Origin of the sequence: Bacteroides sp. D20, from assembly GCF_003436255.1 — a bacterium.
Lineage (GTDB): Bacteria > Bacteroidota > Bacteroidia > Bacteroidales > Bacteroidaceae > Bacteroides > Bacteroides uniformis.
The window spans coordinates 1-21,643 of the sequence record NZ_QSOO01000003.1 but is presented as its reverse complement, the minus strand read 5'-3'; the positions used below and the strand labels follow the sequence as shown (position 1 = coordinate 21,643).

Genomic DNA, 21,643 nt, shown 5'->3' with positions numbered 1-21,643 from the left:
AGAATGCCTGTTTAAACGGTATCTCTCCTCACTGACAGTATTATTTCAATAGAAAGGATTATGGTCTATAAAACCACATCAATTCTCCTCTTCTGAAAGTACCATGGTATTTACGCCAAAGAATTTGGCCCATTGTACATTGTTCGGGCCCGGTTTCATCTCGATATAAACAACACCTTCGTCATTAGGCTCAATACCCTTAATCTCTACCGTTCTATCTAAATTATAGTCACTAACCAAATAAGCAACGCCATCGTTCTTTCCGATTACATGGAACTCGGTTTCAGTTCCACGGTCATTGATGTGAGCATAGAAACTGAACGTATATTTTGTTCCTTGAGAGAGACCTGTCACCTTAAATCCACTGAGCGGAATCTTAATACCGTCGCTGAAAAACATATCCTCAGAAGCTGTTTTTGGAAGACCCAAATTATTATTCAAACCGCGAGCCAATTTTCCGGAAAACGGTTTGTCCACCTCGATGCCGAAAGTAGTAGGACGACCTCTTTGGTCGAGCATATTTACCAATCCGGGGTCTCTGGGATTCCTATAGTTGTTAAACGGAGCCGGAGAATCAATGACACCAAAGTCAATGTAACACGTCTTAGGAGTCTTGGTAACAGTCAAGTCACTAAAGTAGCACAACTTGCCATCGGCTGTCTCTACCTTGATAACCGTTTTTCCAACGGCAATAGGCGTAATGACGGCTGCGTTGTTTTCTACACCTTCAATGGTCGCTACATCGGAATCGAGCACGCTCCATTTCAACAGATAGGAATCACCCGCCAAAGTGTCAACGGAAGCGGTGACAGTGACATTCTCGTCAATCTCCACATAAACTGCCGATTGATCGATACGGACAAACTTACGATTGGACAAGTCCACCTCATTATCATCCGAGCAAGACATCAATGTGGTAAACGCTAACGCCATCGTACAAAAAATGAATTTTATTGATTTCATACTTGTTCTCTAATTATTTATTAATATCCGGGAGCTTGTCTCAAATTGGGGTTGATGTCCATCTGAGCCTGCGGAACGGGCCATAAATACATTCTTTTGTTGAAGGTACGGCTCTTGTAGTAAGTTCTCTTATAAAAAGCCTTCGGATTGTTCACATCATCGCTCTTCTCAGAACCGTCATGATTCATACCATAAAGCTTGCCGCCCAGGTATTTGTCGGCAATCTTCCAACGACGGAGGTCATGGAAACGGATACCTTCACAATTGAACTCTACCCGACGTTCTTGCTGAATGGCGGCACGCATTTCTTCCTTACTCAGCCCTTCCTTCAAAGCGGGAATTCCGGCACGTTCACGAATCAAGTTCACATACTTATATACATCGGGAGTGGGAGCTGGCGAAGACTCGTTCAATGCTTCCGCATAGCCCAAATACGCTTCAGCCATTCTGTATAAGATACCCGGCTGATATACATGCTTTCCATCTCTGGGAAGTACATCCAAAGAGATTCGCTTACGGACATTATAACCGTTCTGCGGAGAGTCGAAAGTCATATCCGTATCACGGCCTCCTTGAAGGAAGTTCACACGACGGTTATCAACTCCCAGCCATGCGCCATTATAGATGACGGAAACATAGAAGCGAGGCTCCCGGTTGCAATACATGTTGTAGGTACCTTCTTCTGTTACCGGGCTTACACCGGTTTCTTTATTGGCAAGGTTCGAAGGTCCACCGCCCGGCCACTTCGTGGTTCTATACTCTGTATTGGTAGAGAATCCGTTTTCCACATACCCCGATTCCGGGTTGATAATGGGCGAACCATCCTCGTTATATCCCAATATAGGCATTTCACCGTTCTTCATATAAAAAGCGTCCACCAGTTCCTGAGTAACACCCATAGCGGCATTTCCACCGATACCTTTCGGCAGATGATGAGCCTGCCAGGAGTTCAGGTTCTCATTTTCGGGGCGTCCGAAAAGAATCTCCTTATTACCTTCTGAGAAGCGTTTCAACGACATGTTATAGTAAGACATGAAGGGGTCAATGCTTCCATCCACATTATATTCATAGTACAGCTTATGTCCGGCTGCTTCGGCTGCCTTTATCAAGTCGAGATGAGCTTTGGCAGCCTTTTCCCATCTTTCCGGTTTGGCTTCGGCATCAAAAAGGAATTCTCCTTCTGAGTTCTTCCAGTCCTTGAGGTCCGGATTGCCATTGAACAACGGACTTGCGGCAAATAACAGTGTTTTGGCACGTATTGCCAAAGCCATGATAGAGGTGGCCCTGCCCCAATCGGTATTATTGGGATAGACAGCGGGCAGATGTTCTGACACTTCCAGCAGCTCTTTGTCAATCCAATCTACCACTTCGGCATAGGGTCTTTGGGGCGTCATCATCTCCGATTCGGGCGCATCGACGGCAACAAGCACACCGGGAGTAAACGGTATGGCACCATACAACTCAATCATCAAAGAGTAATAGTAGGCTATCAAGAAGCGGACTTCGTACTTCATCTGGTTGACATAAGATTCCGTCAGGTCTTTTTCCGGAAGTACTTTTGCCTCCTGCAAGAAGATAAGGCCGGAACGTATGCGCTTGTGCAATTCTACCCAATAATTGGGGACCCATGTTGAGATAGGACTCCAGTTTCCGGTGGTGTAGGCATACACACTTCTCCATCCATACGGCGACCAATCTTGGGGAATAGTGATATCATCGCCCATAATGTTATAACCTTGCTCCTTGAAATACCCCCACATGGGGCTGGGAATGGATGAATAAACACCTGCCAACCAGTCCTCAGTCCTTATCTTGTCCGTGAAAATCATCTCCATGGTAAGCTGGTCGTCGGGAGCCTTGTCCAAGAAATCGTTGCAACTCGTTGTCAATGCCAGGGTGCACGACAATAAGACAGCTTTTGCTATAGATTTATATTTTTTCATTTTCTTCGTATCTTAATTAATTGTTGAAATTGATGCTAAAACCCACTGATACAGATTTCATCTGTGGGTATCTCAATCCATCGGTAGTTTCCAGTTCGGGGTCCCAAAGCTTGAAGTTGGAGAACGTCAGCAGATTGGTTCCTCTTGCAAACAAACGGCAGCCGCGGATGCCAATTTTGGTAGTCCAACGTTGCGGAAGGGTATATCCAAGTTCCAGATTCTTCAGGCGCAGGAAACTCATGTCACGCAACCACCATGTGGAAGCTTGTTCATTGTTTGCCACAGCCTTGTCTCCCATACGGGGCCAGAATACATCTTGCCTCGGATTTTCGGGTGTCCAACGGTCGTCAATGTTCGAATAGATGTTACCAGCACCTAAGGAAGAACCCGGCAACCAGGTCTCTCCGCCCAAGAGCTGGTAGGTTTTACCTGTTCCTTGGAAGAATACTCCCAAATCGAACGACTTATAGCTTACTGTAGCTCCAAAACCATAGACAATCTCGGGAATACGTGTACCGCCAATGGCTGTTTTATCTACTGCGGTCACTTCACCATCCCCGTTCAAATCTTTGTATTTAATGTCACCGGGACGTAGGTTACTCATATCACTGAACTTCTGTGCCGGAATTCCTTCCTTAAGCATACCGTTTTCATCGAAATCATCTTCCGTAAAGAGCCTTTCCGCTATCAAGCCAAACAATTGCCCTACAGGTTTACCAGTTTGCGAACGGTATGTACCCAAGATGGCGGCAGGTTCGTCTATTTCCACAACCTTATTGTGTGCGTAGGTATAGTTTGCCATAGCGGAAATGGCCCAATCGCTATTGAACTTGTGGTTGACATTCAAAGACACATCAAATCCCTGATTATCGACCTTGCCATAATTGGCCCAAACAGGGCGGTTGAATCCGGCAGAACCAGGCACATTCTTACGCTGCATGAAGATGTCATCGCGCTTTTCCTTGAACACATCCACTACGAGGTTCACGCTACCATTCCATAGACCTAAGTCGATACCGGCATTCATCTTGGTCACGGTTTCCCATGTCAAGTTGTTCACACCGATTTCGCCTTCCGAACGTCCAAGGCGATAGATTTCCGCATCTGTACCCCATCTGTACGAACCGGTATTGACAATGGTAGAAATATAGGCGAAACGTCTGTTACCACCAATGTTACTGTTACCGGCCTTACCCCAAGTAGCTCTCAGCTTCAAGTTGGAGATGACATCGGAAACCGGCTCCATGAATTTCTCGGAAGATACAATCCATCCCAACGCCACGGCGGGGAAGAAGCCGAAGCGCTTGCCTTTGGCAAAGTTCTCGGAGCCGTTGTAACCGAAGTTCAGCTCGGCAACATAGCGGCTGTCGTAAGTATAAGAGAATCTTCCGGCTATGCCTTGGGTACGATAGGGAAGCGCATCACCATTGTCATACTCCTTCTGGTTGTAGAGGAACATGGCGTTCACATCGTGCACTTTGCCGAAAATGCGGTTGTACGAGAACATTCCTTCCAGATAGATGGACTGATCGCCCCATTTAGCTCCTTTTTCATAGCCCAGGAACTCTTGTCCGGTGGTCTGCACATCAGTGATGATGTTGCCCTCTGCATCGCGTGCGGTGGCGGGATTGTAGTAATAGGGGTTCTTGGAACGTGTCACGGAAGTTGCCGAGAACTTGTCAAAAGAGAAGGTTCCCTTGAACTTCAGTCCCGGTGTGATGAACTTCAAATCCTGTTCCAACGATACTAGGGATTCAATCTTATTGTGGTTTAGTTTTTCGTATCCACGCTGTGTGGCCCACGCCCAAGGGTTCTGCTTGTACATCACACGGGGAATGCGTCCATCGGCATAGATGGCCGGATGCACGTAAGGAGGTACACGCATGGCTTGATAGAAAATGCCATGATTGGTTTCCGTGTCTCCCGGAGGAGCGTTACGGGTTTGCAGGAACACGCCCACATTGGCACGGAACAAGGTAGTGGGAGTCACATTCACATCTACATTGGAACGTACCGTATATCGGCTCACCTTCAGGGAAGAGTCCCACTCCTGGTTCTTGTCGCGTTCAATGATACCGTTCTCATTGTAATATCCTGCCACCAACGCATAACGAAGAATGTCCGTACCACCGTTGACACTAACGTTCGCCTTCGTGTTGTCTGCATGGTCTTTGGAGATAACATCCCACCAATTCACATCGGGATAGAGTTCCGGGTCGGTCTGATTCTTGTAGTTCAGCAAGGTGGCTTCGCTGGCAAAGGGGGCTCTACCTTGCTCGGCATACATTTCGTTAATCAGTTCCAGATACTTCACACTGCCGATGTAGTCGGGTATCTTGATGGGTTGCGTAAAGGAGTGTTCGAAGCGGACGTTCACCTGCGGCTTTCCAATCTTGCCGCGCTTGGTCTCAATCATCACTACACCATTGGCACCGCGCACACCATAGACGGCACTGGCGGCAGCATCCTTCAACACGGAGAAGGAGGCGATTTCTTCAGGGTCGATGTCGTGGAGCGAACGCTCGACGCCGTCCACCAATACCAGCGGATTGGTATTGCCAGTAAAGCTACTGATACCACGAATCCAGAAGTCGGAGTTATTGAACCAAGGGTCACCGCTACGCTGAACCGCAATCACACCGGGAACCATACCCGCCAGGTTGTTACTGAGCGAACGGCTGGGAGCCGCGGCAAGCTTGGCCGGCTCTATATTGGTAATGGAGCCGACCACAGAAGCTTTCTTCTGCGTTCCGAAGCCCACTACCACCACTTCGTCAAGGGCTGCCACATCTTCTTCCAAAGCTACATCAAGCACTCCTTTGGAGCCTACCGCTACCACTTTATCCTTGAAGCCGATATAAGAGAATTTTAATGACGGCTTATTACCTTTCAACGTAATCGTATACGTACCGTTGATGTCCGTCACCACACCATTAGAAGGGTCTGCCGCCTCCGTCACATTCACACCGATGAGTAACTCACCTTGTGCATCCATCACACGTCCGGTCACCTTCTTAGGCGACTGGGCAAATGCCGAGATACTGATGCACAACAGTAGCATCAGCATCCAGCCCGCAAATTGCTTTTTGGGAATATTCTTCATTTCGTACCTTTATTAATGATTTATTGAATTTGCTGCTCCGTAGAACTATTTTTCCATAGTCGTGCCAATATAGTGGCACAGTTTTGCCAATATAGAGACACAGTTTTGCCAATATAATGGCAAAACCCCGGATATAAATATCAGCCTATGAACGTATAAAAAAAGAGCGTTACAAAAGTTTACTCGTTGCCCCACAGAGTGGCTTTGTTACCCTTGGACTTACGCCAGGCATCCCGCCAACGATGTATATCAACATGGTTGATGAAAGGTTTCGGAGCACGCTGTGCCTTTGTAGGAGCTTCGGGAAGAGCCACAGCCGAATCTTGGTACCAATAAGCCACGGTAGACAAATCCAACGTCAAGTTGTTGTTGGAGCCATGTTCGATGGTTCCCTTCAGGCTCTTTTCAAAGAAAATGGGATCTTCAATGAAGAATCGGTAAACGTGGGTACGACCCAGCCAGCCTATATCATTGTTCACACGGGGATAACCGAAGTAAGGATGCGAGAAGGCTTCTTTAGGACACCAGGCCGTATTGAAGAAGTCTTCCGTACCTGTACCTATCAGCGAGGGAACCTTTTCTCCATCAATGAACCACATGTCGTCACCTTCGCCATACCACATGGGAGTGGGACAATGCACATAGTAATTGATACCTACAAAGTGTCCCTTGCCTTGGGTTTCCATGAACACATAGTTGCGTTCGCCGGTGGTGTTCGGCTTCTGGGCACCGGTAACTCCCCACTCCGTCTCGCCTTCGGGAAGTGCTTCAGTCAGGTTGTGGTTATACCAGGCATGAAAGCGGCCCATGTCCTTGGGAAGCTTCGCCATCTCCAGATAATCCACGTAGAAGTAGAAAGCATCTATGTTGCGGTCGCTCTGGTTCTCAATTTCAATGCGTGCGCCCTTCTCGAAAGGCATAGCGAAATAGCACGACAGACCGGTACCGTTTTCAGGACCGGCCGAAAGAGGCAAGGATGCGTAGTTGTATCTCTCATCCCAGCCTTGTCCGAAGAAAGGGCCGATGGGAGACTCTACCGAAGGATAATCGTTGCCGTCCCAATACATGCGAATGATAATGTCGTTTCTGCTCAAAGTGGGAGGTGGAGGCGCAATCGTCACCCAAATGTGGTTGATGACTCCCGTTCCCTTGATGTCTGCAATGATGCGTTTCTCACCTGGTTTGAAGGGCTCCAAGTGATCTCTGTTACCTCCGGTAGGATCTGTACTGGAGATTCTTTTGTTTTTTACACCCGACTTCAACTTTGCCAAGTCAAACATTTCGTTCGTCATGTTCGACTGTGCAAAAACAGTAGGAAAGTACAATCCCAGAACAAGGGAGAGTAACAAACTGAATTTTGTAATTCTTCTCATAAATTTTTGTTTACATTGATTAATTAGATGATTAATATTCCAATAAATATGGTTTCTCATTGAATGTTTTCCACAGCAATTCTCCAAACAATGTATTGGCCCATGCAAACCAGCTCCTTGTGAATTTCTTGGGGTCATCCTTGTGGAATGACTCGTGCATGAACCCGGTACCGGCATGCGTTTTCTGGAGCATCTGGATACATTGCTGTAACTCTTTATCGTCTTGAGCAGTCAGGGCTTTCATTATCAGGCTCATCGGCCATATCATGTCCGTACCAATATGATGTCCTCCTATCCCTTCAAAATAAGAACCTTTAAAGAAATAAGGATTGTATTCCGACCACACGAATCTTCTGGTATTGGCATAAATTGCATCATCACTATCAACACCACCCAGATAGGGTAACGCCAGCAGATTAGGGACGTTGGCATCATCACTAAGATAAGCCGATCCAAAGCCATCTATTTCAAAAGCATAGATTTTACCGAACTTCGGATGATTCACCACGGCATAAGTCTGCAAAGCATTATAAACTTCTTTACTCAACGCCAACAGTTCATCAGCCAGTACATTGTCTTTGGTTATCTTTTGAACCATTTCGGAAGCCTGCCTCAAACTGGCCACCGCAAAGAAATTGGACGGGACGAGAAAAGGAAAGATAGTGGCATCATCACTAGGCCTGAAAGTAGAGCAAATCAATCCGACCGGATTTACTTTATAGCCCACTCCACCCATAGGAACAGCATCTATAGCCCATTCCGAAGTTCTGCGAAAGCTATAAGGCCCGTTACCATCTTTTCTCTGCTGTTCCTTGCAGACCCTTAAAACGGTTTCTATCGCCTTCTTCCATTGCGCATCGAAAGGAGAAGCATCATTTGTCTTTTTCCAGTATCCATATGCCAGGCGAATGGGATAGCAAAGCGAATCCAACTCGTATTTACGCTCATGAATACCCGGTTTCATCTCCGTATGGTCGCTGTTCCATCTTGTATACTTCGTATCATCATCATAAAAGGCATTGGCATACGGATCCTTCAATATAAAGGAGGTCTGCTTATTGATAACGCCAATTATCAGTCTTTGCAGGTTCTTATCTTCAGACATGAAATCCAAATACGGATATACTTGGGCAGAACTATCCCTTAACCACATGGCATCAATATCACCGGTAATCACATATGTATCCGGTCGGCCATCCTTTTCTGAATAAAAAACGGTTGTGTCCAACGTATTCGGAAAACAATTCCCAAACAGCCAGCCCAGTTCTTCATTCTTGACCTTCTGTTTAAAAGTAGTAATGGCCTTTTCAATGGCAGGACTTTTGAAGTTCCTTTCCGATATAGGCTTCCTTACTGTTGGAAACGACGAAAAAGAGGCAGCTGTCGAAGCTACGCCTGAATTCGCAAACATCAAGTTTTTATTCAGCGCATATCCTGCCCCCAAAAGGCCCACTCTCTTTATAAAATTTCTTCTGTTCATGTTATAAATCCATTGACTAAAAATATTATCCTGGAACAATCTTCTTATCCTAACAAACTAACAACTGATTGAAATACAATTTCAACTGATAAACATCACCCTTATAACCTTCTGATATGTAATAGCGCTCCTCCATCCTTTGCCAGATTCAGTTCAATGATATCCTTCCTTGTAACTTTCCGTACCTGTCTGTCCAGATGGTTTGGATTCCGGTCCACATCCTCTGCATCGGTATAGATCGTTGCTTGGTAGTCTCCCTCACTAAGGAAGTCCAATTCCAATTTCAGATTCCTTTCCGCACCGTTGTTTAGCGAGCCTACCCACCAGTCCGAACCGCTCCTGCGGGCCACCGTGACATGCTCATTCATCCTTGCCAGCGGAACTCTTATCTCATCCCACGTTCCCGGCACGGTACGGAGCACCTCGAACCCCGGTTGACCTTCATAAGCCTTTGGCGTATCGCACAACGAGGTGAGATGGTTTTCCAAAACCACATACATGGCCAACATATGGCAGCGTGTGCTCATTACATGAGGATTTACATATTGGGTAAGTAGTTTCTTGATCACGCTCAAACAGAACGTGTTCGGATACATGGTTATTACACATTCCGAGAATAAGTGTATTAGAGGATGCGTCCATATCCATATACCATCGTACAGGAGTCCCCTTCTGCATAATATCCAAATCGGGGATAAGAATAAGAGTTTGATGATCGTCTGCTACGATAAGGGCAGGAGAACGGAATACATGTTGATCGATGACATTTCTATCAGTAGGAGTAAGATGTGGCGCCCAATGGAATGAAGGTAAAAAATCCGGCTTTACCGCTATACGCCAATCACCTTGTTGAACAAAGTTTTTAAGCGAAAAAGAAAGGTTTATGTACAAAGTGTTGTTATCTATCACTTTCACATGGCTTTTTCCTCTCTCAATTCCTAATAAATCATACTGTATAATATCAATAGCTTTACTAAAATTCTTCGGAAAAACACCCTTATTCAACTCAATTCTCTCTTGTGCATCCCAATGCTCTTGAGCAAAGATGCCTATGTTGGACATTATCATCCAAACAAAAGTTATAATTAATGTGCGTGTGTTCATGATATTATATTTATCAATATAATTAAAACTCTCCCATATCAGCCAATTCAGCCTTCATTAAAAAAACATTATAAGGCATCCACATTGACATCGTAAAATATAAATTATCACCAGTTACCGACAACGGATGAATGTAAGAACCATACAATTGGGCATACTCTCTACCATTAGCAAGCTCATAGGGTTCACTCCATGGGCCAGTTATGTCTTCTGCCGTACGCATAGTTATATTATATCTATCTGCATTGAAATAAGCAATTATCCATTTCTTATGTGTTTCATTATATATAAAAGAAAGTTCACCAACCTTATCTTCTATTAATACTGTTGCCTCATTTTCATTGCCTTTTATCCATTGATTAGTAGAAGCATTCCAATATTCATAAGCTGTCTTATTCTCAATATCTGTTTCATGAAATCGTGCTAATTTAGCATTGCTATCCCTCCCCGTTTGAGTACCTATCATATAAACATATCCATCTTTCTTAAAGTACCCTACCTGACCAAAAAAACTATAAGATGAGAAGGTTATATCTTTACATTTAGCCCATGTCAAACCATTATCAGCCGACTTATATATTCCCGAATAATTTGTAACCCATCCTGTCCAATTTCTCATATTAAAATAATGCACATAATCTATTCCATTAGCACGAATAGCAGCTGTTGGGATAGAAGTCCAATCACCATTACCTGACGAATCTTTTCCTCCATATATTATCTCGCGGGCATACCCTTTATCATCAGTAACCATATTGCTGAATGACAATCCATCTTCTAAATCATTATCCTCCGAGAAAGCCAGCACATTACTACGCCAACTCCCTCCGTTAGGTCCAGGATTAGCCGGATTAGGCTTAAAGTCATACCCAAAAGTATCACCAAAGAAAATTCCATATTTTCCGGGCTGCATCTCCCAAATAATGCCAAGATCTGTTCCTCCTACATTCCATTTTGTCGCAGTATTATTAGGACTTGGAAAGTTTTCTCCATTTATTATACTCCCTGTAACACGAGCTATACGAGTAACATTACGAATAAAAAAACCCCAACGGTTATCCACATTCAAAGAGAGCTCTTTCGACATATTACCATCTTTGTAAAAGGCAGCCAATACTAGCCGAAAATTCTGTGGATCTGTTTTTTGAATGGTATAATTGAAAATATAATCAGACGTAAGTTCGCTTTGATTTATCTTAGCTGAATAGCTGTCACCTACACTCTTTCTAACCAGCAAATAATCTATGGCATCAATATCCTTAAAATTCAATGTTGTTGATACAATTTTTGTATCCTTATTTGGAATCAAATAAGTATCCAAAGGTATAATTTCATCAATAGGAATATAAGTTTCAGTTTCTTGTTCAGAAGTACAAGAAACGAATAAAAGTATAAACGAAGAGAATGCTATAAATAATATGTTTTTCATGTCTATTGATTCATTTTTCAATTTATCGTAACCCCCCGATGCAGCAGTTGCAAGAGGCAAATTATCCCCTGCATACACTGCAAATGATAGCATTGATGCCAATGCTATGAAACCATTCCTCTTAAAAGAAATCCTCATAATACTTTGATTTAATAGTTAATAAAAAAACAACGTAATTTTAAATATTGGGTATACCCAATTTTACCATCTTGGAATTTCCAAATCGTCCTTGCTCGGCAAAGCCGGGAATTTGGCATGCGGCTCGGCCTGGTACCAGAAAGTGGTCGACGAGATATCCGACTTCTGGTTGTTGTAGCGTCCGTCATGACGCCATCCCAAATCCTGTATCGTGACTTTCAGGTCCTTGTCGAAGCGTACCGGGTCAAGGATATGCCAGCGGTACAGCCCGAAAGCGGTCACCGCACGGTACAGCCCGTCGGGACGGATTACCTGGTGCATACCGGCATAAGGGGTGGTGAACTCCTGGTACTGGTGCGTCTTCTGGTTCTCGAAATTGTACGAACCGCAGAAGTAGTCCTCAGCCCCGGTTCCGCAGATAGTCGGATATTCCTTGTCACCGTCCATGTAGAACTTGATTTCCCCTTCACCCCACCAGCAGTTGTCGTTTACACGCCACGCCAGGTAGGTACCCACGTACTGTCCCTTGCCCTTCACACCGTCAATCAGCGTGTGCAGTGACCCCTGGGTCGGGTTGGAGCGGCGGAACTGCGCGTGGAAGTAGGCCTCGTCCTCAGGAACTTCTGTCAGGGTGTAGTTGATTTGGTAGTACAGACGCATCTCCTCGGCAGTGTTGATGTTCTCCAGCGTGATACGAGCTTTCTTGCGGAAAGGCATCTTCCAGTAACAGTTGAAGGCGCTGCCCGGATTCACGCAGACGGCCAGTGAGGATAGCTGTGCATATTCATTGTATGCGCTGCAGAAGAAGTCACCCACCGGACATTCGACGGAAGGCTCCTTCTCGTCGTCCCAGTACATTCTCAGGATGGAGAAGCGCCAGTTCCCGGTCGGTGTCATCCAGATCTGCTGGATGGCTCCCGGACCCTCGATTTCCGCAATCGTGATTGTCTCTCCCGGTTTCACGATGATGAAGGGGTTTACCTTCCAACCCTTGCCCAGGTCCTTGGCCGCATGGTGGGCGTTGGCCACATTCCGCTGGTCCTTGTCCCTGACCGGGTCGGCCATGCCGCCCTTGCCCTTCTCGCCCGTGAAGTTCTCGGGGCTAATGGAACGTGTCTTCGCATCGGACAGTCTTGACAGGTTACCCATGTTCATGTCCAGACCGTTGAACGGGTAGTTGCTTTGGGCGTAAACACTCACGGTGACCATGCATAAGGCCGCTAAAATTAATGATTTGATTCTCATGTTTTAAATAGATTAATGGTTTGTATACTTAGTTAATGGTTTCAGCAAGTTTTGCCAGTTCAAGATATTTCTTGTATAGTTTTTCGTAGATGAGGGCTCTTTTTTCATCCGGCCGGTATTCAGCTTCGATGTCCGACCCCATGTGCCTTGTCGCTTCATTGATATCCTTGTACACCCCTGCGGCAACTGCCGCGAACATTGCCGCTCCCAAGGCACAGGTCTGTTCCGAGCGGACCACACGGATAGGCATGTCCAGCACGTCTGCCAGCGTCTGCATCACGAAGGGCGCCTTCTTGCTGATACCTCCGATGGCATTGACCGAATCAATGCGCAGCCCCTGGCCCTTCATATGCTCCACAATACGGCGGGAACCGAAGGCGGTGGCTTCCACCAGCGCACGGAATATTTCCGGGGCGCTGGTACCCAGTGTGAGTCCCGCAACGGCACCCTTCACGTTCTGGTTCGCATCGGGGGTACGGCGGCCGTTCATCCAGTCCAGGGCGACAACACCGTCCTCGGAGGGTTCCATGTCCTGGGCCTCACGGGTGAGTTCCACCAGCATGCCGTCCAGAACTTTCTGCCTGGCCTCCCCTCCGGGGATATCTTTCAGTGTCCATGCCAGCATCTTCCTGAACCAGGCGTAGATGTCTCCGAAAGCCGACTGTCCGGCTTCGAAACCGATGAATCCCGGAAGCACCGAACCGTCCACCTGGCCGCAGATTCCCTTGATACAGCGTCCGCCTACCTCGTCTTTGCCGGCAACCATGATGTCGCAGGTGGATGTTCCCATGATACGTGTCAGTATCCCCGGGGCGACGGATGCGCCTACGGCTCCCATATGGGCGTCCAGCGCCCCCACAGCCACGGCGATTCCTTGGGGAAGTCCAAGCCTGTCTGCCCACTCGGGTGTCAGTTCCCCTGCCTTGGTGTCGCTGGTGTGGGTTTCTGTGAACAGATGGGGGAGCATTTCCTTCAAGGCCGGATTAAGTTCTTCGAGAACTTCGCCGGAAGGAAGACCCCAACTGGCATGCCACATTGCTTTATGTCCAGCAGCACAACGGCTACGAAAGATCTGTTCCGGAATAGTATTACCAGTTACTAATCCGGTCATCCAATCACAATGTTCTACCCAAGCATAAGCAACATCCTTTATAGCGACGTTTGTGTTAATAATATGTAAAACCTTTGACCATACCCATTCTGATGAATAAGTACCACCTTCATAAAGCAAATAATCAAGGTTGCGTTGATTGATCAGTGCGTTGATTTGCTCAGCTTCTCGAACAGCTGTATGATCTTTCCAAAGAATAAACATAGCATCCGGTTCTTCTGCAAATTCAGGGCGCAAAGCTAATGGCATTCCTGCCTTATCGGTTAAAGCAGGAGTACTACCAGTTGTGTCAAAACATAATCCGCAAATAGAAGTAATTTCTTCTTCCTTCAAATCAGATAAAGCTATATGTACAGCCTCTGTCATGGATTCAATATAATCCAATGGATGTTGGCGATAACGATTGTTGTGTGCATCGCAGTAAAGTCCCGCTTTCCAACGGGGGTAAAAACTTACCCCCGTAGCCATTTCACGGCCAGTATATGTATCCACTACCAGTGCACGACAAGAATCCGTACCAAAATCAAGACCGATAACGTATTTCTTGTTTGATTCCATAGTCTAAAGCATTATTTGGTTGTCAATTCTTGTTTTCTTGCAATGAAGAACCCATAATAGGCAATCACTGCAAAAGCAACGGCCGGTACAACATATGCAGCCATAATACTACCCGTCTGGTCGGAGACAATACCCTGAATTTGGGTCAGAACGGCAGCACCGGCAATAGCCATTACCATGAATGAACCTCCAATCTTAGTATCATCCCCCAAACCTGTAAGACCAAAACCATAAATGGTCGGGAACATCAATGACATACAACCAGAAATGCCCATCAGGCAATAGACGCCGAAACTGCCCTTGCCGAACATGGCACCCAAACAACACATTACAGCAAGAAGCGCAAGTCCTATCAAGAGTTTATAAGCTTTCACATATTTCATCATGGCAGTACATACGAATCTCATTACTACAAAGAGAATAAGTGACATGATATAGTAAGTAGCTGCAGCCTGTTCTGCTGTACGTGGCAGCAAATCATTCAATCCAAGCCATTCACAACAATTATAGAATGCGGCAGCTACCGGTTCCACTCCCCGTAATGCATTTACAACAGCATCTGCAGAAGCAGAATCTCCTAAAGAAGCCAATACACCGTCAAAATTCAGCTGTACCATAGCATAACGGATCACGAATGACCATACGGCTATCTGTGCACCAATATTGAAAAATTGTGCTATTACACCCCATACATAATTCTTATTCTTTATAAGACGACGAAGAGTGGCACCAAACTCTATTTTTTCACCTTTTTCACTAAGATTAGGCATTTTGGTAAGCCGAATAGCAAGTAAGAGCACCAACATCACCAGACCAAGTACCACATAAGCAGTAGTAACAGCATTCAATTCCTGCCCCTGGATGGCGGCCAGCTCCTCAGCCGGAAGTTGGGCACGCTCTGTCGCTGTCATTCCATTCAGTTGTGAGAGGATGAAAATCTGACTGATCACCACTCCCGTAATCGCTCCGAACGGATTGAAGGCCTGAGACAGATTCAAACGGCGTGTCGCGGTACTTTCAGGACCGATTGCCAATACATAAGAATTAGTAGACGTCTCCAGAACTGAAAGTCCGGCAAAGAGAACAAAGATTGCCAGCAGATACATAAAGAAGCTGAAATCAACATTCACTCCCGAGCTAAGCATGGCAGGATAGAACAGTAAAGCCCCAAATGCATATAGACCAAGCCCCAGCATCACGCCTGATTTATAAGTGTATTTCTTGATAAACAAGGCACCGGGAACAGCACAACATCCATATCCCAACAAATAGCACACTACCTGTATCCAAGCTGTTTTTGAATCACTCATACTCATGATGCGCTTGAAAGCTGCAAGCATAGTATCTGTCAGATTATTCGGCACAGCCCAGGCAAAGAAAAGAGTAGTGAGCAGAATGAATGGGAAGAGGATTCCTTTCGGTATTATTTTATTTGATTCCATACGAATTCTCCATTATATAGTTACCCTATTGAAACTTTGTTTTTATTACATTCAAATCCGCTCCAAATAAATCTTGCACGATAGGAACCAATTGTTCATCCTTACCTTGTATATGAATCACCTTTTGCGTATGGACCAATGAGGCACCGGGAGCCAGCTCCGCACCGGGAGAAGACGTTTCAATTTCATAGAAAGGTCCCATTATAGAACCGTCTTCTACCGGACCGTCATTATAAGAGTTGATTACATCGCCGGCAAACGGATCTTCCTGAGGTCCCCATTGGCCATTTACGTAGACTGAAGGAGTTTCGGGAAGACTACACCACAGGATTGTGAGTACGCCTTTCGACGAATCATAACTTCCGCAAATATCCGTTGCCCGTGAAGCCGGCAATCCCAGCTTGGAACGATAGAGCCCGTCAATCTTGAAATAGATAATACCATTTTCCTTTATCAGCCTATCCGCCGGTATCTTACCGAAATATTCATCATTCACAATTGTTCCTTCCGCATCTTGCTTATAAGGAATGAATACAGTAGTGGTCGGTGTAGGATTAAAACAGCCGAGCATCCACACAGATACAAGACCACCCTCTTTTGTCCATGCCTTGTCACCTGTATTGGTAATCTTATTCTCACTCTTGTAAGCTACAATTTTCATATCATTTGTAAGCTGGATATTAAAATCGGCAGCAACTTCACCAGCATCCATCAACGATACAGTACGGTCAATATTCATATCAAAAGTAGTACCGGAAGCATTTGTCAAACGAGTATCTTTCACAAAACGGATACTACTGTTGTCTTGCGACTTTATGTCAAAAGCTTCAGTATCAAGTACCGGAGGAACTATCCAATTATCATAAACCTGCTCTTGTCCTTCCTTAAAATAAAGTGAGAACGGACCACCTTCCGGACCAAGCCAGAAGCGTTCCTCACCTCCTACCGGATTAAATTGAGAACTGACTTTGCCTTCATTTATGAAACGATAATTAATCCAGCCGTAACTATCACCTTCATCGCCGGAAGCAGAAGTAGTCATTACACGGCCTTGCCATGCAGGAATAACCATCACTTTAGAATTCCCATCAGCAGATACCAATTCAGTATATTCAATGCCGTGGTCCTTTAAGAACTGGGCATCATAAGCATAACTTCCCATCTTGATTTCTTTTTGTCCGCCGCATGATACAAGTATTGCAGTTGCACCTACCAGCAGAGTGTTTTTCAGTTTGGTTGATTTCAACATAACGCCTGTTTCCTTTATTTATAGAGAGGTCCATAATTCTTGCAAGCTCTATAGTCACTGCCTTCCATATCCTCGCCAAAAGCGGTCCATGCACTGGGACGGAAAATATTTTCCTCAGAAACATTGTGCATGCATACCGGGATACGAAGCATGGAAGCCAGAGTAATCAAGTCAGCACCGATATGACCATAACTGATAGCGCCATGATTAGCCCCCCAGTTATTCATAACAGTATATACATCACGGAAATACCCCTTACCTGTCAGACGTGGAGCGAAGAAAGTGGAAGGCCATGTACGGTCAGTACGTTCATTGATAGCCTTGAAAACATCCTTATCCAAATTTACTGTCCAGCCTTCGGCAATCTGCAATACCGGACCTTGACCTTTTACGAGATTCAAACGGCACATTGTTACCGGCATTTCACCACGAGTCAGGAACTGGGAAGAATAACCACCGCCACGCATATATTCGCGACTGGCCGGATGCCACTTGGTTACAGAAAGACAAGCTTCCACTTCCTCTTCCGTAATTTCCCAGAAAGGCTTCATTACCGGTTTATTGTCACGTGTCTGACAGCCTGTTCCATCAAGCGTACAAGAACCGGAGTTGATCAGGTGAATGAAACCGTTTGCCGCCTTACCTTCCAATTTCTTACCCGTTACCCGTTCTATGGCATTCGGACTCCAATAAGTACGCACATCCGCAAATATCTGTGCAGTATTGGTCAATAGATGATTGAAGAGCATTGAAGTACAATTCAACGTATCATTTTCCGTAGCGAAAGTAAATGCTTCACGGATACCGTTCCAATCGAAAGAAGTATTCAGTATAGCTTCTGAAAAATCACCGTCAGGCTTATAATCCGTCCACTGGCGCTGTCCCTGGAAACCCGCAGCAATCGCATTGTGTCCCATTGACTCTTCCTTGAACCCCATTTCAGCCAATTTGGGATTGCCAATCATCATATCACGGAAAATAAGAGTCATTTTTACCACGTATTCCCAACGGGCATCTTTCTCTTCACGGGAATATACCAGATGTTCCGGATTAAAGTCTGTCCCTTCATTACTCTTGCAATACTTTTCTGTCCATGCCATGGCACGTGCGAACTCTTCATGGTCATAAATGCCCAACTGGACACGACGTTCTATCTCACTGGCATCCACATACTCATTACGCATGCCCAAATACTCTTGGAAGAAATCAGGATTGGGAATAGAGCCTGCAATGCCCATGGATACACTGCCGATTGAAAGATAGGATTTCCCCTTCATTGTAGCCACAGCTATACCTGCACGGGCAAAACGCAACAATTTTTCCTGTACATCTTCCGGTATCTCCATATTGGTCACCTCCTGTACATCACGTCCGTAAATGCCAAAAGTAGGCAATCCCTTCTGTGTATGGCTTGCCAATGCTGAAGCCAGGTAAACCGCACCCGGACGTTCTGTACCATTAAAGCCCCAGATGGCTTTTGGCATTTCTCCGTCCATATCAATAGTTTCGAATCCATAACACCAGCAAGGAGTTACAGAAAGTACAACACCGACTCCACTATTACGGAATTTTTCAGCCGCCATGGCAGCTTCAGCCACTCCACCAATAGTTGTATCTGCAATGACGCACTCTACGGAAGTGCCGTCACTATGACGTAAGACAGAAGAATAAAGCTCGGCCACTTTATGGGCCATGGCCATAGTCATATCCTCCAATGACTCACGGATACCTCCACGACGACCGTCAATAATAGGTCTGATACCAATTTTCGGCTTTCCACCGATTAATCTTGAATTTCTCATGGTTCAACTGATTTTATTGAGATTAATATAAAAATTAACTAAATCGATTAAGCTATCATGTAAAAAAAACAGCTCTCCTAAGGAGCCATTTCAATAAATTCTCCCTCGGCAAGCACAGACTGCACTGTATTACCGTTAATAATGATATCTATCAGTATTTCAAGTGCTTTCTGTACTAAAACATCTATAGGCTGCTGAATATAGGATATAGGGGCATCAAAAAAGTCAAATACCGGATTACCGTCAAAACCCACTAAACCTATTTTACCAATAATTCCCTCTCCCATGTCCTTTATTGTATATAAACAAGCCAATGAAATCATGTTGGTGGCAAAAAGAAAAGCGTCTACACCGCCATCAATCATTTTAGGCAACAAACGGTCTGCGGACTTTCTGGGAGCATCCTGCCTCAAAAAGACCACGTTAGCCAAGTTTCTCTTACCGGCTTCATCCATAGCCTTTTTATAACCACGGATACGCTCTTTCATATGGATAAGGTTGACATCATAAGCCACCATACAAGGAGCGTTATAGCCTGCATTCAAAAGATGTTTGGTTGATATATAGGAAGCATTGAAGTTATTCAACGCCACATAGCTGACATTGATTTCCGGAAAATAGCGGTCGAACAAAACAATAGGGATATTATTGTTCACAAGTGAAGCGATGGATTTCTCAGAATTGTCACAAGGAACAATGATGAGTCCATCTACCCCTTTATTAATAAGGTTACTAACAACACGGGTCATCTTATCCTTATCCTCATCTGAACTTCCAAAAAGTACGGTATATCCCCGTTTGGTTGCCTCATCTTCCAATACACGCGCTAATTGAGAAAAAAATGGGTTGGAAATATCAGAAACCACTAATCCTATTGTTTTTGTTTTGCCACTACGAAGACTTTTGGCCGCAAGATTAGGCTGGTAGTTCATTTCATTGGCAATTTTCAATATGCGTTGGGCAGTTTCTTCTCCCACGCGATACTCTTTCTTTTTCCCATTCAAAACGAACGAAACCAATGCTGTTGAAACGCCTGCAGCTTCAGCAATATCCTTCAGCGATATTTTTTTTAGTGACGACATATATTTGTGTAACGTTTTTGCTATATAATAGTATTATACTTTTAGGTTACCTCTTGAATCAGTAGCACTTATCGTATTCTCACGATGCAAATATAAACATAAAAATTAAATCTGCAAATTATTTTGCTAATTCGTTATAACATTTTTATATTTGCAGTACCAAATCATGCTAAAAACGATATGAACTACCATAAACGACACATAAAAATTAATTTTAAACTTTTAAAATCATGAAAACCAAGATTCTATTTACACTTTTATTCTTTGCATGCAGAATACACTACCTTTATGGACAGACTAACCTACAAATAGCTCCGGAAACTTTAGCAACTCCGGAAAAAAATGGAATATGGTTACAACCTGCTCAAAATACAAAAGCACAACCCATTTGGGGATTTGCAAATGGTATCCGAATAGGAATTGCTCCATTAGGAGGTCCACGTGGGCTAATTCGTATCTATACACCTTATTTAGAACATGATGAATTTGTTGTTACCAATTTCATTGCTTTTGAACCAATTGATAAAGCAAAAAATAATAGGGGGCTCTCAGAATTGGAATGGAGTCAACTTGATAATGTTCGTGGAAAACGTTTTTGGAGTGGGAATACTCCTGAAGCTCCCTCATTCCCAAATCAATATTATCCAGCTCACGGAGTAATAGCAAAGGAAAATGGAGTTGAAACACTTACTGTGTATTTCTTTTGTGAAACTTTTGATAATGGTGCGGATATCTATGTCCGGACTAAATTCACAGAAGGAAAGCCTTATGAGTTTGAATTAACTACGTATACCACGGAAGAGTCAGATGAGCTAAATCGTTTTATACTCACAGCTACTATGGGAAACAAAGCAAGACTTAGGACATTACATCTCGCAGATGGTAAAACGAAAGAAGCCGGCCAATTATGGCCGAGCTATAAAGATTCTAATTTCACAGAACATAACCATACTCCAGTGGCAGAAATGATAAAAGATAAAAATGGAGGTGTATGGTTTATAGCGTCACCTGATGAGAAAGACCCTACAAAAGCTGTATATGCTGAAGATACACATACACATTGGAAATATACTGGTAAAAAAGCAACGCAATATTGGTATTGTTCCAATCCAAGTAATGAGTTAGAAGGAGTTGTGAATGGTCGTTATACTTATTGGGCAAGTAAATCTCCGATACCTGGTGGTATCGCTTATGAGAACTTTGAACTGACTGAACCATTTCAGTTTGGTCAAAGCTATATTTTTGGTATCACACCTCTTTCACCGGAAGAATTAATAAACCACATTATGAAATAAGAACGGACTACTTTTTGGGTAGAACTTCTTTTCCTCCTTATTTATCCCCTCTTTTGTTCTTAATTTATAGAACAGAAAAGGATAAAAGGTGGATAAAAATAAGAAAAGGATAAATTACAAAACTTACTAAATAGCTTATTACTCTAATGAGAGCAGCAGAAAATAGATACTCTATTTCTACTGTTCTCATTTTTTATATATATACAACTTTTCATAGTATAAAATCTCAAAACAATCTTTTAAAGTCAACTTAAGAGATACTTCTTAACTATTGTTGGGGTCTTCCTTCCGGCGAAGTTCTCGAAGAACTTAATCCGGCCTTGAAG

General features: G+C 44.4%; 14 protein-coding genes. 1 reads left to right on the top strand and 13 read right to left on the bottom strand.

Annotation, left to right across the window (positions count from 1 at the left end):
* Nucleotides 1-78 precede the first annotated feature (78 nt).
* The 13 genes from DXD78_RS03720 to DXD78_RS03655 form a co-directional block, all read right to left on the bottom strand.
* A complete protein-coding gene (locus DXD78_RS03720) occupies nt 79-963 on the bottom strand; it encodes a hypothetical protein (RefSeq protein WP_117652541.1) in 885 nt (294 codons plus the stop codon).
* Nucleotides 964-983: 20 nt separating this feature from the next.
* Nucleotides 984-2,906, bottom strand: a complete 1,923-nt coding sequence (locus DXD78_RS03715) for a RagB/SusD family nutrient uptake outer membrane protein (RefSeq protein WP_117652540.1) — start codon at nt 2,904-2,906, stop codon at nt 984-986.
* 16 nt (nt 2,907-2,922) lie between these two features.
* Complete coding sequence (locus DXD78_RS03710) at nt 2,923-6,009, bottom strand: TonB-dependent receptor (protein ID WP_117652539.1); 3,087 nt, start codon at nt 6,007-6,009, stop codon at nt 2,923-2,925.
* A gap of 179 nt (nt 6,010-6,188) precedes the next feature.
* Entirely contained in the window at nt 6,189-7,382 is a 1,194-nt protein-coding gene (locus DXD78_RS03705; RefSeq protein WP_022400938.1) for a glycoside hydrolase family 172 protein, read from the bottom strand.
* 31 nt (nt 7,383-7,413) lie between these two features.
* Entirely contained in the window at nt 7,414-8,862 is a 1,449-nt protein-coding gene (locus DXD78_RS03700; RefSeq protein WP_117652553.1) for a glycoside hydrolase family 125 protein, read from the bottom strand.
* Nucleotides 8,863-8,963: 101 nt separating this feature from the next.
* A complete protein-coding gene (locus DXD78_RS03695) occupies nt 8,964-9,389 on the bottom strand; it encodes a glycoside hydrolase family 97 C-terminal domain-containing protein (RefSeq protein ID WP_229098466.1) in 426 nt (141 codons plus the stop codon).
* Nucleotides 9,390-9,988: 599 nt separating this feature from the next.
* The gene (locus tag DXD78_RS03685) at nt 9,989-11,395 is read right to left on the bottom strand and encodes a DUF4185 domain-containing protein (RefSeq protein WP_117652552.1); all 1,407 of its coding nucleotides are present in this window, start codon (nt 11,393-11,395) and stop codon (nt 9,989-9,991) included.
* Between the two features lie 201 nt (nt 11,396-11,596).
* Entirely contained in the window at nt 11,597-12,778 is a 1,182-nt protein-coding gene (locus DXD78_RS03680; protein WP_117652537.1) for a glycoside hydrolase family 172 protein, read from the bottom strand.
* Between the two features lie 28 nt (nt 12,779-12,806).
* The gene (locus DXD78_RS03675) at nt 12,807-14,447 is read right to left on the bottom strand and encodes a ribulokinase (protein WP_117652536.1); all 1,641 of its coding nucleotides are present in this window, start codon (nt 14,445-14,447) and stop codon (nt 12,807-12,809) included.
* Between the two features lie 11 nt (nt 14,448-14,458).
* Nucleotides 14,459-15,889 (bottom strand): L-fucose:H+ symporter permease, encoded by a 1,431-nt coding sequence (gene fucP, locus DXD78_RS03670; RefSeq protein WP_016272203.1) that lies wholly within the window; start codon nt 15,887-15,889, stop codon nt 14,459-14,461.
* A gap of 25 nt (nt 15,890-15,914) precedes the next feature.
* Nucleotides 15,915-17,138, bottom strand: coding sequence for a DUF6786 family protein (locus DXD78_RS03665; RefSeq protein WP_008662244.1), 1,224 nt, complete (start codon nt 17,136-17,138; stop codon nt 15,915-15,917).
* A gap of 14 nt (nt 17,139-17,152) precedes the next feature.
* On the bottom strand, nt 17,153-18,940 hold the full coding sequence (locus tag DXD78_RS03660; RefSeq protein ID WP_005824683.1) for an L-fucose isomerase: 1,788 nt from the start codon (nt 18,938-18,940) through the stop codon (nt 17,153-17,155).
* Nucleotides 18,941-19,017: 77 nt separating this feature from the next.
* A complete protein-coding gene (locus tag DXD78_RS03655; protein ID WP_005824684.1) occupies nt 19,018-20,022 on the bottom strand; it encodes a LacI family DNA-binding transcriptional regulator in 1,005 nt (334 codons plus the stop codon).
* 230 nt (nt 20,023-20,252) lie between these two features.
* On the opposite strand from DXD78_RS03655, the gene DXD78_RS03650 reads away from it, so the two are divergent.
* On the top strand, nt 20,253-21,317 hold the full coding sequence (locus DXD78_RS03650) for a hypothetical protein (protein WP_117652535.1): 1,065 nt from the start codon (nt 20,253-20,255) through the stop codon (nt 21,315-21,317).
* The last annotated feature ends 326 nt before the right edge of the window (nt 21,318-21,643 follow it).